This window comes from Ohtaekwangia sp. (genome assembly GCF_036568665.1).
In the GTDB taxonomy this organism is placed as follows: Bacteria; Bacteroidota; Bacteroidia; order Cytophagales; family Cyclobacteriaceae; genus Ohtaekwangia.
The window spans coordinates 1-15,976 of record NZ_DATCSD010000350.1; the positions used below are offsets into that span (position 1 = coordinate 1).

A 15,976-nucleotide genomic window follows, 5' to 3' on the forward strand; every position below is an offset into this window, starting at 1 on the left:
TCAGACACGAAAGCATAAGCAGGCCATATATAGGCCACTGTTTATTTTTCATCGCGATCAATAGATTCTTTATAGAGTATTTTTCCGGTAGCGTCAATGAAGGTGATCAGCATGGTTTTTCCCTTTACCGATACCATCATAAAGCCACACGTACTTCGGGCAAATTTTACGAGCGGGTCTTTTTCGCGCACGGAAGTATATTCCGAGCCGCCACCAGAGACGAGGTGATGAACAGAACTCTTCTTGCTTTGTAAACTTTGCAGGCTGTGATCGTGCCCGGCAAAATATACCTGCACGTGGTGTTTCGCCATCAGCGGAACAAGGTTGGTTTCAAATGATTTCTCGCTGCCATGATCGCCAACCGAATAGGCAGGGTGATGGCCTACTACAATTTTCCATTTTTCCGTAGAAGATGCGAGCACACTGTCGATCCAATGCAGCTGTCGTAAAGTATCTTGCTTTATGATATTTTCGTTGAGGTTATCTCCGTAATAATCCCGAACGAACGGATTGGTATCGATAAATACAAAGCGTATATCGTGCGTGGCCAGGGTATAATACCGGTCGGGCATTTTCCACCGCTGACTTTTTTTGGTGTAGTCGATCTGTGCCTGTACGTTGCCCTGGTAATCGTGGTTGCCCAGTGTATTATACCACGGTATCTGCAGGGAATGGCTGCGGTATATATTTTCAAATGAGCTTATCCATTGGTAGTCATCAATACTCGCTACACCACAGCAATAAAAATTATCGCCAGTAGAAATAACAAAGCGGGCTGTAACCTGGTTAGCAGCTATACCCATCCAGTCGGCAACATCCTGCTGGCAGCCCTGGCCGTTGCGTCCCCAATCGCCAAACACAATAAAAGGCAATGCGCCTTCTTCTTTTAAGAGTCCGTCCACTTTTTTACCGACCAAATGTTTTTCCACGCGTTGTGCGCAGGTATAATTACACAGGAAGGTGATAAAGAGTAAACACAGGAGGGGAGTATAATGCTGTAACCGATGCTTCATGATGCATGAATATAGGAAACTGTTTGTACAGTAGTGTATACGTTGTAAAAAAATGGGGCCGTGGCCCAAACTTCCACGTACCCCGGCAACCAAATCAGGAATCTATTGATACCCTGGATTCTGTTGTAACTGTGTATTGAGTGTGCGAGCGGTTGTAGGAATTGGGAAGATACGTTTGTTCGGATCAGCATCGGTCTTAAATCCCCATGACTGCTCGTATGTTCCAAAACGTATCATATCATTCCGATGCCATGCTTCAGCAACAAATTCGCGACAGCGTTCTTCATATATATACTGCAGGTCAACACTGCCCAGGTCTCCACTGGTAGTGCGGTTGGCACGCAGTTGATTTACCAATGTTAAAGCCTGATCGCCCAGCGTAGGTGTACCACCGCGAAGTATAGCTTCCGCTTTCATCAGTATAATATCGGAGTAACGAAATACAGGCACATCGTTATTCTGATTGCGCGAGGTGGAAGAAGCATCCGGATAAAATTTGATATTGCGATAGCCCATGTTCCAGGCAATCTCATCATTACCCAAATCGAAATTGGCAGGATCGTATCGCAGTAAAATATCGGGAGTGATTTCTACCTGGTAAGTATAGGAGGCTGATGGATCTGATCCGCTATATTTAAAATCGTATCCGAGATTGGTAGTGGTTACGGTTACAGGAGTAACGCCATCATTCAAATATTGCAAGCCTTTCAGCCATTGTGCATTGCGTATATCGTTCGCATCATCTTCAAAGTATGCATAAAATTCCGGCAGTGTACTTTCCGGTGCACTGGGTGTAAATGGTAAACTGAATTTGGCTTTGAGTGAACGCGGAACATCATAACGTGCATGATACATATAGCCGTTGGTTCCGCTAAACGCTGTAGCAGCAGGATCGTAGGGTATAGCAAAAATAAATTCCTTCATGGTTGGCCCGTTGTTGGGATAAAACATTTTGAGATATGTGCTTCGGGGTTCGAGTGCAAATTTTCCGGAACTGATAATTTTATCGCACATGGCAATACAATCATTGTTACGATCGGTTCCGGCATATATACCGGCATTCAGATACATTTTCGCCAACAAGGCATAGGCGGTATATTGCGTCATTCGCCCATACGTAGCGGTACCTGTAGTTGTGCTCAGGTAAGGTATAGCAGCTTTTACTTCTGCCTCTATAAAATCAAATACTTTCGCACGCTCAACAGTCGGGTGTTGTGTAAAATCTCCGTATACCGTATCCAGCGGAATGTTACCATAAAGGTCCATCAGCATAAAATAGGAGAGAGCCCTTATCATTTTCAGTTCGGCTTGTGTGCTTTTCTTCTGCGAGTCGGTATCTGGTTGAGCCTCGCCTAATATAGAGATTGCCTGGTTTGTAGTGCCGATTACACGGGCAAGCCAGCTCCAGCAACCGTTGGTCCAGCCATGATCTTTTGTCCACGTGTGGTAGTGCAGCAGCATATAGTTCTGGTTATCGTACCAGTTTCCACCGCGTGCCGGTAATATAGCTTCATCGGTACTCAGCGTTTGCATAAACCAGTAGTCGAGAGAATAGTTACCGCGCAGGGCAGCGTAGGCAGTTCCGCTTACTGCTAAAAATTGCAGTGAATCTTGCGGAAATACATCGGGCGTTAATTCCGTAGTAGCGGGTTCGTCCAGATCATGGCACGCTGTTAAGCTTATGGCCATGCTGAAAATGAATATATAGTAAATGATCTGTTTCATGAGATGATAAGTTTATTCCGTTTATGCAGCATTAAAAGGAAGCATTTATACCCAGCAGGAACGTGCGTGTTTTAGGATAGAAGTTGTTGGAATCCACACCCAGTGCTGTGCCGCCCTGGTTGATTTCAGGATCTATACCTTTATACTTGGTGATAACAAATGCATTGTTCACAGAAGTATACAGACGCAGCGATTTGATATAGTTGCCGGCCAGTTTAAAGTTATAGGCCAGCGTGGCATTATCCAGGCGTACATAACTTCCGCTTTCAATAAAGCGTGAGGAGTATATATAGGCTCTTGCGTCAGCCTGCTGCCCGGCTACTTCTGCCAGCACATTGGTATATTGCGCGGTTCCCGGCCGGAACAGATCGGCTCGTGTAGCATTGAATATTTTGTTGCCAAACACACCACGGAAAAATACATTGAGTGTAAAATTTTTATAGGTAAACGTGTTGGTCCAGCCCATCAGTAATTTAGGTTGCGGACTTCCGGCATAAAAGTAATTATCAGAACCTGTTTGCGTTGTGAGGTTTCCGTTCTTATCAATGTATTGCGATTTGCCTGCTTCATTTTGGCCTGCATAATGTTGAGTGAAGAATTGACCTAAGGGTTTACCGGTTTTGAATATCTGCAGGGTAGCACCTGTTTGACCTTGTCCTTCCGGACGGGTATAGGTAATTGAATCTCCACCGTTGAACAACGGGTTTGATAAACTTGTAATCTTGTTGGTGTTGTGCGCCAGATTTATACCCGTGTTCCAGGTAAAATCTCCGGCCTTAACCGGTGAAGCATTCAGGGATAGTTCTATACCTTTATTATTAATGCTTCCGCCATTGGCTACAATAGTACCGGCAGATACCAGGGCCGGGTTAACGGCATAAGAGGCAATCATGCCGGTAGTATTCTTATTATATAATTCAATGGAACCACTGAGTTTGTTGTCAAGGAGTCCGAAGTCGACCCCTATATTGGTAGTGGCGGTTTTCTCCCAGCGCAGATTAGGGTTTGATGCCTGCACCGGCCCATAGGCCGCCAGTTGTTGGCCATTGTAGTAAAATGTACCCTGGCTTCCCATAATGAATTGTGCTGTATAGGCATTGAACCCGGAAGAGTTGCCGGTAACGCCATAGCTGCCGCGCAGTTTCAGATCGGTAAATATACTCTGTGTGGTCATGAAGCCTTCTTCAATGATACGCCAGGCTACACCAACGGAAGGAAAGTATCCCCATTGATTATTGGCTCCGAACACTGAGCTGCCATCTCTGCGCACAGACCCCTGCAGTAAATATTTATCTTTATAATTATAGTTTACGCGGAAGAAATCGGAGATCAGCTTGGTTTTATAGTAAGTATTATCATTGCCAAAGTTGATGCGATAGGAAGGTATAGCATACGGATTACTCAATACAAAATTCGAGTAGCCGATGTTATCAACAGCAAAGTTGGTGCTCGTTACCTGGAAACCATCGCCCACCTCGCTACCCTGATACGAATAACCGAGCACAGCGTTAATGGTATGATCGCCCAGGTCTTTATCCCAGGTTATATACGTTTCTAATATCTTTTTAGTGGTTTGATAGGTGTTGCGTAACGCTGTACCGTTCGTTCCGAAGTTGAGCAGCGTGTGTACTGCCGGAGGATCAGGATTGTTGTAGAAATTGACACCTCCATAAGTTTTGGAATAGTAACTGTCGTAAGCTTCACCGTGCAGTGAATTTTCATTCTGATAAGACACGTTGATGTCGTACATCAGGCCGAAGGGTAATTTTACCTGTGTGCTGAAGCCGCCCACAAATGTAGTATACTTTGTTTCGTCTTTGGCGTGATCGATCATCGCCATAGGGTTAAAGTATGCACCTGTGGTTGTGTTTTCAAAATAATCTCCATTGGCATCACGCACGGGCGATACCGGCAGGCGGTATATCATCTGTTGCAATACGTTGTTACGCAACGGAGTGTTGGTAGCATTGTTGGTAGAGTAATTCAGGTTGATGCCGAACTTTACTTTGTCGTTTAGAGCATACTGATCCATCGCCAGGCGTGCGATCACGCGACTCAATGAACTCTTGGGAAGTATACCGTCTTTATAGGAGTAATTTACACTGGCGCTATAGGTGTTATGTTCTGTGCCACCGTTGAACGATATATTGTGATTGTGCGATACGGCTGATTTTTTCTCAACTGTTTTTTGCCAATCGGTATTGGCTCCGAGATCATCAGCCGGTGATAATGCCAGTCCACTTTCTCCCAGAAAACTTCGCAGTTGATTGGCATCCATCATTTTCAGCCGATGCGATACTTTTTCCACACCAACATAGCTGCTATAGGTAACTTGTGTTTGCCCTTTCTTGCCGCGCTTGGTGGTGATCATAATCACACCGTTGGAAGCGCGGTTGCCATAGATCGCTGTGGCAGAAGCATCTTTTAATATATCAATCGATGCTATATCATCGGGTGCTACAATGGATATATCGGCTCCTATAATTCCGTCTATCACATATAAAGGAGTTTGCGAGCTGTTCAGTGTAGAAGCACCGCGGATAATTACTGCAGCTTTTACGTTGGGGTCGCCACTGGCTGATATATTTACTCCCGGAATTTTACCTTGCAGCAATTGTGCTACATCGGTAATGGCACCTTTGTTCATCTCTTCCGGTTTTACATTGGTAATGGCGCTGGCCAGGTTCTTTTTGGATTGTGTACCATAACCTACTACCACCACTTCGCTAAGGGTTGCTATATCTTCTACCAGTAATACATCGATGGTAGAGCGGCCTTCTACCGGTATTTCTTCGCTAACATATCCTACAAAGGTAAAAACCAGTGAAGCATTGGAGGCTTCCACCATTAATGAATAATCTCCATTACTGTCGGTTGTAGTACCGGTGGTGGTGCCTTTCACTAATACTGATACACCGGGTAACGGACCATCGTTCGATGTTACCTTGCCCTTTATCTGCCGGGCATCTTGTGCCAGCACCGCAGCGTGCGAGAACCCCGTTAGCATAAACAAGAGGATCATCCATCTGTAGTATTTTTTCATAAGCATTGTTAAGGTTTAGTATAGGTTGTATTTGTCGAGTTGCGGTGGTGAGCACGCTTACAGCTGTATGTGCGTTGCGATGCCAGGAAGGTATATATCTATAGGTGTATTCATTTTTTTATTATTCTTTTATCTGTTACGGAAGGATGATACCTTTCCTATTCCTTGTATCGCTGAGGCTATTACAGATTTAGATGAAAATATTGATCGTATAAAAAATATTCACCGAACGGATATATTCTGCGGGTGAAGAGATGTATTTACTCTCTGAAGGAATCAGTGCATCTTGTTGCGATGCTAACGCAACTTGCGATTCTGATATATAGGTATATATTGCAGTACGCTTATATGAAGAAATTGTTATGCATCGGAATATTTTTAATGGTGTGGCAGGTGTTGCCTGCACAAGAGCTGCATTTTGACCGCATGAGTATTGCCGATGGTCTATCCAGTAATTCCGTATATCATATTTTTCAGGATAGCCACGGTATGATATGGCTTGGCACGCTGGATGGACTCAATCGCTTTGATGGTTATGATATTAAAATATACCGGCATGATAAGTTAAAGTCCAACAGCCTTTCCAATAATCGCATTACGCATATACGTGAAGATAAGTCGCACCAGCTCTGGCTGTACGATGAATTTAGCAGTGTGTTGAACCGGTATAATCCACGCAGTGGTAAATTCTATACCTATTATTTAGATGCCGTGGCGGGGCACGAACTCGAAATACCTGATACACTTTATATAAATAAGCAGGGACTATATATACAGTCTGAACTGGGATACCGCCTGCAGCACGATGCTGCAAAAGATGCTTTTAGCGTATTGCCCAAAATTGATTCGGCTATACTGAATCAGCAAAAGCGTGAACGAAATGCAAGCCTGCTTACAGCGTTTGATCATTACCTGAAAGAGATAAAGAGTAATTATAACACGAAGAACATTCGCATCCGCAAGGTCATTCGCGACTCAGACGGCCGGTATTGGATTGCTACCCGGTTTGACGGGCTCTTTACAGCAACCAAGGCCAACGGACACTATATATTTACCAGTCACCTGCGGGCAACTGATAGCTTCGATCATATTAACAGCGAAGAGATTTACGATGTGTTTGAAGACCGCTCAAATGTGATATGGGTTGGAACAAAGAACAGCGGTGTATATACCTATTCCAAGTTCCGGTATAAATTTGATCATATACAGGAAGTGCAGCTTCCGCAGCGGTCTTTCACCATCGGAACGGTGCGTGCTCTGTTAGAAGATGAACAGGGAACACTATGGGCAGGCACCAACGAGCAAGGCTTGCTGAAAATAGAAAAGAACCATCGAGATGCCACACTCTACAGGCCGGATCCCAATAACGCACGAAGTATAGGCCACCGTTTTATCCGCGCTTTGTGGACGGATGCTGACAAGCAACTATGGGTTGGGCATTATGATGGCTATAGTCTGTATCATGCCGGCACGGGTGATTTTACACGTTATATGCCGGCAGATATACCGCTGGATAAACTCCGGGTATATTCTTTTAAAGGTGGCCGCAATAAAACGATATGGATGGCCGGGTGGGATGTAGTGTTGAACTTTGATCCGACAGTGAAGCGATATACTATATATTCGCGCGAGACAGCCAAAGAAAACGGTTTCGTAATTGAGAATGTGCGCGAACTGCTACTCGATGATGATCACGACCTGTGGATGGCGGCAGGAGAGAAGGGGCTGTGTATATATAACAAGGAGACTGGCAAATTCACCACCATACGATCGGAACCGGGTGTAGCGAACAGTCTTCCTTCCAACAATATATTTGATATTATGCGCGATAGCGGCAGGCGTATCTGGCTTGCTACGGCCGATGGTTTGTGCGAGTTTGATCCGCAGCGACACCAGTTTACCAATTATACTGTGAATGAAGGTTTGCCGGGCAACCTGGTATATGGTATACTGGAAGATCGTCATGGATTTTTATGGTTGAGTACTACAAAGGGAATTTCGCGCTTTGACCCGGTCCGTAAAACATTTCGCAACTACGATGAGAGCGATGGCCTGCAAAGCAATGAGTTTTCGGAGAATGCTTTTTTTCAAAACGATGCCGGGGTCATGATGTTCGGAGGTATAAATGGTATCACCATCTTTCATCCCGACTTTGTACCCGATAATGCTATACCCCCACAAGTGGCCATTACAAACCTGAAGGTGTTTGATAAGCCTCTCTCGGAAGCAGAAGCATTTGATGTAGATGCGATCGATGAGCGACTCATGAACGAAGAGGAAATTATCCTTACACCGGAGCAACGCTCGGTATCTTTTGAGTTTGTGGCGCTGCATTTTGTAAACCCGAAGAAGAATAATTATGCCTATATGCTGGAAGGATTTGACAAAGACTGGATATACCGCAATGCCAATATCCGTTTTGCGAATTATACCAACCTGGAACCGGGCACGTATTATTTTAAAGTAAAAGCTTCCAACAGCGATGGTGTGTGGAACCTCAATCCTGTTCGGTTGAAGATTACGATCAAGCCGCCCTTCTACGCTACATGGTGGTTTCGTATAGCCTCCGGGTTGTGTGTAGTGCTGGCCGGTGTGTGGGCGTATCGTAAACGGATCGCGACTATACGCAAGGAGCAAAGTCTGAAGTCTATTCAACTGGAATCGGAGCTTGCATTTTTAAAGAGCCAGGTAAACCCGCATTTTCTGTTCAATACATTCAATAATATATATGCGCTGTGCCAGGTAAACTCGAAGAATGCCGCGCCCATGGTAGGTAAAGTTTCGGAGATGATGCGCTATATGATCTACGATTGTGCCGCTGATCGTGTGCCGCTGCAGAAAGAGATTGAATACCTGCGCAACTATATGGATTTGAATCAGTTGAAAAGTGCACGCAGGCTCAATACAGAGTTTAGTATAGAAGGCAGTCCCGATGGTTTGCGCATTGTGCCATTGCTGCTCATTAATTTTTTAGAAAACAGTTTTAAGCACAGCGATATATATAGCAATGGCGATGGATTTATACAAATGCGCTTGCATCTAGAAGGGCAGGAGCTGAGCTTTACCATTATCAATTCGTTTCGCGAGAGAAGCATTCAGAACAATAACCAAACCGGTATAGGGCTTACAAATGTAAAACATCGGTTGGCGTTGCTATATGCCGGCAAGCATACGCTGCGCCTCGAAAAAAATACACGTATATTTGAAGTACAACTTAAACTGAAACTCGATTGACGATCCGGTGCCTGATTATTGACGATGAATTTCTGGCGCGCCAGCTTCTGGAAGGGTATATTCAGAAAGTACCTTTCCTGGAATTGGTTGGCCAATGCGAAAGCGCTTTTGAGGCAATGCAGATTTTGCAGGACGAAAAAATAGACCTGATGTTTCTGGATGTGAACATGCCGGAGCTGAGCGGTATAAATTTCATTCGCACGCTTAAGCATAAACCGGAAATCATTATTACCACCGCTTATTCCGAGCATGCGCTGGAGGGCTATCAACTGGATGTGATGGAGTATTTGCTGAAGCCTATCTATTTCGAACGTTTTATGCAGGCCATAAATAAAGTGCGAGATATGATTTGCATGAAGGCGAAAGCACGTGAGGTTGAACGGAAAGATGATATAGCGGAAGTATCGCGCATATCGAAGGGAGAGGATTATCTTTTTATAAAAACGGGCACGCAAATGATCGTAAAGGTATATCTCAACGATATACTATACATTGAGAGCCTGCATGAGTATGTGCGCATCTGGCTGCGAGACGAGAGTCACACGATCTATCATTCACTAAAGAGTCTGCTGGAATTTTTGCCGGGCAATCAGTTCATCCAGATACATCGCTCCAGCATTGTAAACTTTCATAAGGTAGAAGCTATAGAGGGTAATTGTGTAAAGATTAACGGGCAGAGTATTAGCATCGGTAAAAACTATCGCGATGAGTTTCTGAATCGCGTAAAGAGTAAAAGCATTGGCATCCAGCCCGGCAAACCTTCCCCCAGAGGTAACGATGAGCCGGGAGATATACCGGCTGCAGAGTAACGCTGTAAACTTTCGTACAGCCATCATTCATTCCTATTATTCCACTGAAATAAGTAAATCGGTAATTCACCGGGCAATTTCGTATTTTGTAAGTCTTAATCCTGAACAAACCGCTACCTGTTATGACCCCGGAACAAATTGAAGAAATTTTAGTCGCTACCTCATTGGGCTGGTGGGAATACCAGGCGTCATCAGATACGGTATCAACCAATCCTGCCTGGCTAAAAACACTGGGCTATGCTGATCTGTTTGCTTCGTGGGATCGGGAGCGATGGCTCTCGATCATTCATCCGGACGATCGCGCAAGTATACTTCATAAACTTTCCAATACAGCGATCGATTCGTTCGAAACGGAAGTGCGCATGCTGAACAATCATGGTGACTATATATGGTTTTCATCGCGCATGAAAATTGCCGAACGCGATGTGCACGGGCTGCCGCTTCGTATACTCGGCATCAATGTAGATATACACGAGCGCAAGCGTATAGAAGAGCTGGAGCGCGAGGTGACGCGCAAAACGGAATTGATACAGGGCATTATGCGTATCTCATTTTCGTCAACCAGTGTTTATGATTTTCTCAATCAGAAGATCATTCACTCACAGTGGCGTATACTGCGGTCGTTCGGGTATGATGAAGGTGAATTTGAAAATGTATCCAATCATTTCTTTCAAAAGATACTACACCCGGAAGATGCATGGATCATTGAGAAGCACATTGAAAAAATCCGCCAGTCGAAAAAGGAGCAGGTAGTGGAATGTATATTCCGGCTTCGTGACAAAAGTGGAAGCTACCATTGGGTAGCACTGCGCGATTCTGTATTACGCTGGGATAAGAACGGAGATATATGCCAGCTGGTAGGTACAATTGTAGATGTAACACGCTATAAAGCGATCAAGCAGCAACTCGATGATAATTTAGCGATGCTCGATTCACTCTCCTATAGAAATTCACACGAGCTGCGCGCCCCGGTAGCTACTATATTGGGATTGGTAACCCTGATCCGCCACGAACTCCAAACCGAAGGAAGTATACAGGAACTGGTAGATATACTCGAAACCACCATTGTAAAAATGGACAACGTTATCCGCGATTTTGGAAAGGCACTATCGTAGTGTAAGCGTAAAGCTGAAAGTTTAAAGCAGAAAGTAAATACACTCTGCTTATAGCTTTAAGCTTTCCACTTTCAGCATACTGCTTGAATTTTCTGCGTTAATCTGCGCGATCAGCGGGGAACAAATGCATTTATTCTGTGTGAATCTGTGAGTTCTGTGGGAACCAAAATCCGGTTGCACAGAGGAACACAAAGAAGACACAGAGTTTCACAAAGATATATACTCTTCTATCCGTTAAACAAAAAAAAGAGTCTCCGGAATAACCGAAGACTCTTTTGCATAGCAAACTATATCTTATTTAATTTCCAAGTGCACCTATATATGCAGCAGGTGCCGGTACATTATAGGTGGTGCCGCCAACGGTATGACTGGTGAATTTTGTAGCGAATCCTGTTTTGCCTTTGTTCAGCGCTGGAGAATCTGCTTTCAATGCGAAGTTCATAGTTGCAGGATAATCCAGGTTATCAGCGTTTGCTGCTGTCTGATAGTTGAAAGCAGTTACATCAAAGTTTACAAATTTAGGATCGTTTGCTCCGGTAGCACCCGATATATCGTTGCCCGTTTCAAAATCGCCCTTCACTACAGAACCGGTAGAAGGATAAAACTCAGCCGATATCACATCGTTGTTGCCATAGTATAGATTATATCCCAGTGAGCAGTTGGCTACATCCGGATTGTCAGGCGATTTAGGGAAGCGTGTTCCATATTTACAGTTCACGGCAATGTTGTTATACGCTTTGCCACGTCCGGTTTTCTCCAGGTTGAAAGAACCACCGCGACCGGCTTTTGTCTGGCGCCAGCCTCCGTTGATCGCTGTGTTGTTATATACATTCACATCCATCTGCGGTGTGCGTCCATCAGAGTTAGACCATTTTACACCATTCGTAGCAGGTTGATAGAATATATTGTAGGCTACATCTCCCAATGAACCACTCTTGATGTTCACTGCTTCGCCACCGGTTTTACCGTTGTAGATATAGGTGTTGTACGCGATCAGCAGTTTACCCTGGTTGATGCGCATACCATCGTCTTTTGTATAGGCAATCGTAGAGTGCATCATCACAAACTCACCGTTCGGGTTGTTGAAATATAGTCCGAAGCGGGGATCACCTTCTTTCAATTCACCGGAAGTAACAATGGTACTACCGGCTACTGCAGGTGCACCGGCATATTCAATGTGCGTATAGAGCACTACCATTTCCTGCGATGTAGAAGTAGCCAATATACCACCCCACAAACCAGCGAATATATTTTCTTTTGTCTGCTTGGCATCAGCCACAGTAAACACAACCGGTTTATCGGCTGTACCATAGCTATAGAAGTTACCTTCTACATCAATCTCCGGGCTGTTGGCTTGTGTACCATCGCCATCTACAATTACGGTAACACCTTCTTTTACTGTAAGTGTTTTTCCGGCAGGCACGCGCAGGTTGCCACGCACAATATAGGTACGTGACGGACCCCATACACCATCTACATCTCCGGCAGTAAGTTCTACGGGAGGTTGCTCGGTAACATCAACACTTACTATATAGGTTACTTGCTGTTCAGCCTGGTCGTTTACCACAACGGTAATCTTACCGGAGCCTGTATCAAACGGAGCAGTATAATTGATCTTGGCTGTACCGGTTGCTTCACCTACACCGGTAATGTCGCTTACGGTAACTGTTCCTATATCCGTTGTAGCGGTAATATCTTTTACTCTTCCGGCAGCCGATACGCTAACAGTAAACGTTTTGGCATCTCCGAATTTGATCGGCAGGGTAGATACATCCGATGTAACAAGCGGAGCACTTGGCTTCTTGTCTTCATCTTCGCTACAGCTTGCTATCAGCACGCAGGCAACTATAGCAGTGAGTGCGATAAATTTGTTGAGTAGTGTTTTCATACTAGAACATCAATTGAGTTAAAATTTATTGTTAATCGTTTTTATGCCATTGAGCGCGTATACCCATACGGAAGGATTGATAGTACTGATCTCTGCGCACCAGTGTTTTGTGTTGAGGATCGTCCTGGTACGGATACTGTACTACATTGCCTTCGTCCTGGTATACCGGTTTTTTGATATATACTCCGTAGCTGGAGTTCAGCAGATTGGTTGCTTTCAGGAAAACATCAAAGCGTTTGGAGATGCGTTTCTCCAATGAGAAGTCGAGTAATACAATGGGACGTGAATACATATCGTTGTCCAGGTAAGGTGATGTAGCTTCGAGTCGTTCACCGGTATATACCATGGAGAGTTGAGATTCCCATCCTTTCTGCTGATCCTTGTAGAGCAAGGAAAGATTGCCGATGTGCTTGGCTTGTCCTTGCAGCGGGCGTGTTTCGTTTACACTTTTGGTAATGAGATCGCTGGTGTTGTCGTTCGGGTTCTCGCGAACGAAGATAACTTTAGAAGTAGTGATGCGTGAGTAGGTATACGTATAGTTTGCCCGTACGCCAAACTTGCTGAAATATTTTGTATAGTCCACTTCAAGACCCATGTTGCGCGCTGTACCGAAATTATTCGGTTGCAGGGAGGGTGTGTTGTTTACCCCGCTGCGCACAATAGCATACTCGATCGGATCCTGTATGCGCTTGTAAAATATACCGATGAGTAATTGATTGGTTGAGTTTGGAAAATTTTCCCAGCGAAGATCTATATTATCAGCTTTTACTCTTTTCAATCCCGGGTTGCCGAGTTCCTGGTAACCATCATCTTCAAGCGTATAGGGCACGATCTCAAAGAATCCCGGGCGAGATATAGCGCGATAGTATGTAAAGCGCAGGTTGGTGTTCGATGATAGTTTATACTTTATACCCAGGCTTGGCAATACATCGGTATATATCTGGCTGCTGTCGGGTGCCTGGCCTGTCTCGGGCGACTTCAAAGTATATCCCTGGTCGGTATGCTCTACCCGTACACCGGTATTTACTTCCAGGTGATTTATATCCAGCTTACCGAGCAGGTAATAAGCACGTATATTTTCGTGTGCTTTGTAATTCAATTCATCGGTAGCGCTACCGGCAGGGTTTACAATTTCCCAGGTGACATCAGAGTATGTATTCCATTGTTGTCCTTGTGTTTGCAGGCCCGGATTCGGATCGAAGAAGTAGCGGTTAAAGTAACTGTCGCGGTTTTTGTTTCGGTACATTCCTCCGGCCTTCAGCAAACTGTTTTGCCATGATGAAGGTTGAAAAATAAAATTGATATAGCCCGTGCGATCAATGTCAGTGTTGTTCATCCACTGGCGTGGATTTCTGCGCTCTACAGTTTGAGGTTGCTCTACAAAATCTTTCAGCTCACCGTTGCGAATAAAACGTGCATTATCGGGCTGATCATTAGTAGCGCGCGAATATACTCCTGACCAATTCAATGTAAGCGGTTCAGCCAGTTTGTGATTTCCCTGTAATGATGTAGTGAAGATTGCCTGGTTTGTTGTTTTAGTACGCGTACTATATTGCAGTATAGCATCGCCTGCACTCGGATCGTAGTTACGGCCATCCAGAAATGTTTCTTTGATCTCGCGTGTTTCGTGATTCAGTAATTTATAGTAGCCACTATATAGTTTCAGCTCGTGCTGATCGTTGATCTTATAGTCGAGGCGTGTGTGCAGCGCTCCGCGAATCTGTTGCGTAGAGTAATGCCGATCCTGCACCGATCGGAGAGATGGTAAGTTTGAACCAAACTTGTCGGTATCATAATCAAACCATAAACTCTTGGTGCCGCGATAGGTGTTCTGAAAACTTCCTCCCACCATAAGCCCCAGCTTGTTGTGCACAAAGCGATTGCCGTATGAAAGCGAAGCGAGGGCATCGGGTATAGGCTTGATGTTGTTCGTCTCCAGGTTCTTTTTTGTAAAATCGCTGGGCTGTGCCTGATAGGTAGTGCCATATTCCTGTCGCGGAGATTTAGTGTCTACAACAGAAGCGTTATACTTATCAAATCCCTCACGGACGTTGATATAGTTATACCCCAACTGCAAGTCACTTTTTATTTGCCGTTCGGCAGGGGCACTCTTCATTACCATATTTACTGCACCGCCTATAGCATCGCCTTCCTGGTCGGCCGTAAGACTTTTATATACTTCCAGTCGCTCCAGTAAATTGGAAGGAAATATATCCAGCGGAACGTAGCGGTTCTTGTTATCAGGGCTTGGTACTTTTACTCCGTTGATCAATGTATAGCTATACCGTTTATCCATACCGCGCACAATGGCATATTGCGGATCACCGTTACTGTTGCGTTCAACCGAAAGTCCGGATACACGCTGCACAACATTGGCTACTGAAATATCGGGCGATAATGCTATAGCTTTTGCCGAGATGATATTGATGGTGTTGGCCGATGTTCGCTCAATGGTGCGGGCTTCTGTATCCGAGCCTTTCTCGGCTTGTCCGGTAACAACAATCTCGTTCAGTTGTGTCTGGTCTGCTTCCAGTATTACCGGGAGTGTAATTACTTCGCTGGCATTCTGGATCGTTACTTCCTGCTGTAATTCTTTATACCCGATAAAGCTGATCACCAGGGTATATTTACCAGCATCGAGGTTGGCTATAGTATAGCTGCCGTCAAGCCCGGCTATAGCATAGTGTGGTTGTCCCTGCACAAGCACGTGTGCTCCTACCAAAGCTTCCGAATTGGCATCGGTAACTTTTCCTTTGATGGAAGCGCTTTGGGCCACCAGCGGTACCGTTGCGAGCAACAGGATCCTCAGGATGTCTTTCAGTTTGTGAAAGCGATTGGTAAGTGTTTGAGCGTTCATACAGACAGGTAAAGCAGGTATAGATTATTTTCCGTTGGGTGATATGGTGAGATCATTACCCGCTATATCTTCCCAGCGGTAATAATGAAATGTTTTATCGGTAGACATCACCACGAATAATCCTTTGGCAAATTCATGATTGAGTGATGTACTGGTAACATCCGAGCCATCGCTTTCCTGCGCAGATACTTTCACCACTTTTTTCAGCTGATGGTCGTGCGGATTTTGTGCACGGCCTTCACGGGTATAGATAAAGAACTGGTTGGCTTGCTGATCTGACACCAATATATAG

The 15,976-nt window shown here is 44.8% G+C and carries 9 protein-coding genes; 3 read left to right on the forward strand and 6 right to left on the reverse strand.

Going from position 1 to position 15,976, the window contains the following annotated elements; all coding sequences use genetic code 11:
• Window positions 1–41: 41 nt before the first annotated feature.
• The 3 genes from VIN08_RS19930 to VIN08_RS19940 form a co-directional block, all read right to left on the reverse strand.
• Window positions 42–1,013, reverse strand: a complete 972-nt coding sequence (locus VIN08_RS19930) for a tartrate-resistant acid phosphatase type 5 family protein (protein ID WP_331968741.1) — start codon at window positions 1,011–1,013, stop codon at window positions 42–44.
• Window positions 1,014–1,115: 102 nt separating this feature from the next.
• Window positions 1,116–2,738: a RagB/SusD family nutrient uptake outer membrane protein gene (locus VIN08_RS19935; protein ID WP_331968744.1), complete on the reverse strand. Its 1,623-nt coding sequence runs from the start codon at window positions 2,736–2,738 to the stop codon at window positions 1,116–1,118.
• Window positions 2,739–2,769: 31 nt separating this feature from the next.
• Window positions 2,770–5,781 (reverse strand): SusC/RagA family TonB-linked outer membrane protein, encoded by a 3,012-nt coding sequence (locus VIN08_RS19940; protein ID WP_331968746.1) that lies wholly within the window; start codon window positions 5,779–5,781, stop codon window positions 2,770–2,772.
• Window positions 5,782–6,129: 348 nt separating this feature from the next.
• Here VIN08_RS19940 and VIN08_RS19945 point away from each other — a divergent pair, with 348 nt between their 5' ends.
• The 3 genes from VIN08_RS19945 (at window position 6,130) to VIN08_RS19955 (ending at window position 10,939) form a co-directional block, all read left to right on the forward strand.
• Entirely contained in the window at window positions 6,130–9,015 is a 2,886-nt protein-coding gene (locus VIN08_RS19945; protein ID WP_331968749.1) for a ligand-binding sensor domain-containing protein, read from the forward strand.
• Window positions 9,012–9,824 carry a LytTR family DNA-binding domain-containing protein gene (locus tag VIN08_RS19950; RefSeq protein ID WP_331968752.1) on the forward strand — a complete coding sequence of 271 codons (813 nt, stop codon included), beginning with the start codon at window positions 9,012–9,014 and terminating at the stop codon, window positions 9,822–9,824. Before VIN08_RS19945 ends, VIN08_RS19950 begins: the two co-directional genes overlap by 4 nt.
• Before the next feature lie 122 nt (window positions 9,825–9,946).
• Window positions 9,947–10,939: a PAS domain-containing protein gene (locus VIN08_RS19955; protein ID WP_331968755.1), complete on the forward strand. Its 993-nt coding sequence runs from the start codon at window positions 9,947–9,949 to the stop codon at window positions 10,937–10,939.
• Between the two features lie 298 nt (window positions 10,940–11,237).
• Here the strand turns inward: VIN08_RS19955 and VIN08_RS19960 are convergent, their stop codons facing one another.
• From VIN08_RS19960 to VIN08_RS19970, 3 genes are all read right to left on the reverse strand, one after another.
• Window positions 11,238–12,827: a hypothetical protein gene (locus VIN08_RS19960; RefSeq protein WP_331968758.1), complete on the reverse strand. Its 1,590-nt coding sequence runs from the start codon at window positions 12,825–12,827 to the stop codon at window positions 11,238–11,240.
• Between the two features lie 31 nt (window positions 12,828–12,858).
• Entirely contained in the window at window positions 12,859–15,684 is a 2,826-nt protein-coding gene (locus VIN08_RS19965) for a TonB-dependent receptor (RefSeq protein ID WP_331968761.1), read from the reverse strand.
• A 24-nt stretch (window positions 15,685–15,708) separates the two neighbouring features.
• Window positions 15,709–15,976, reverse strand: a 268-nt coding sequence (locus VIN08_RS19970; RefSeq protein WP_331968764.1) for a phytase, incomplete at its 5' end; no start/stop codon positions are given.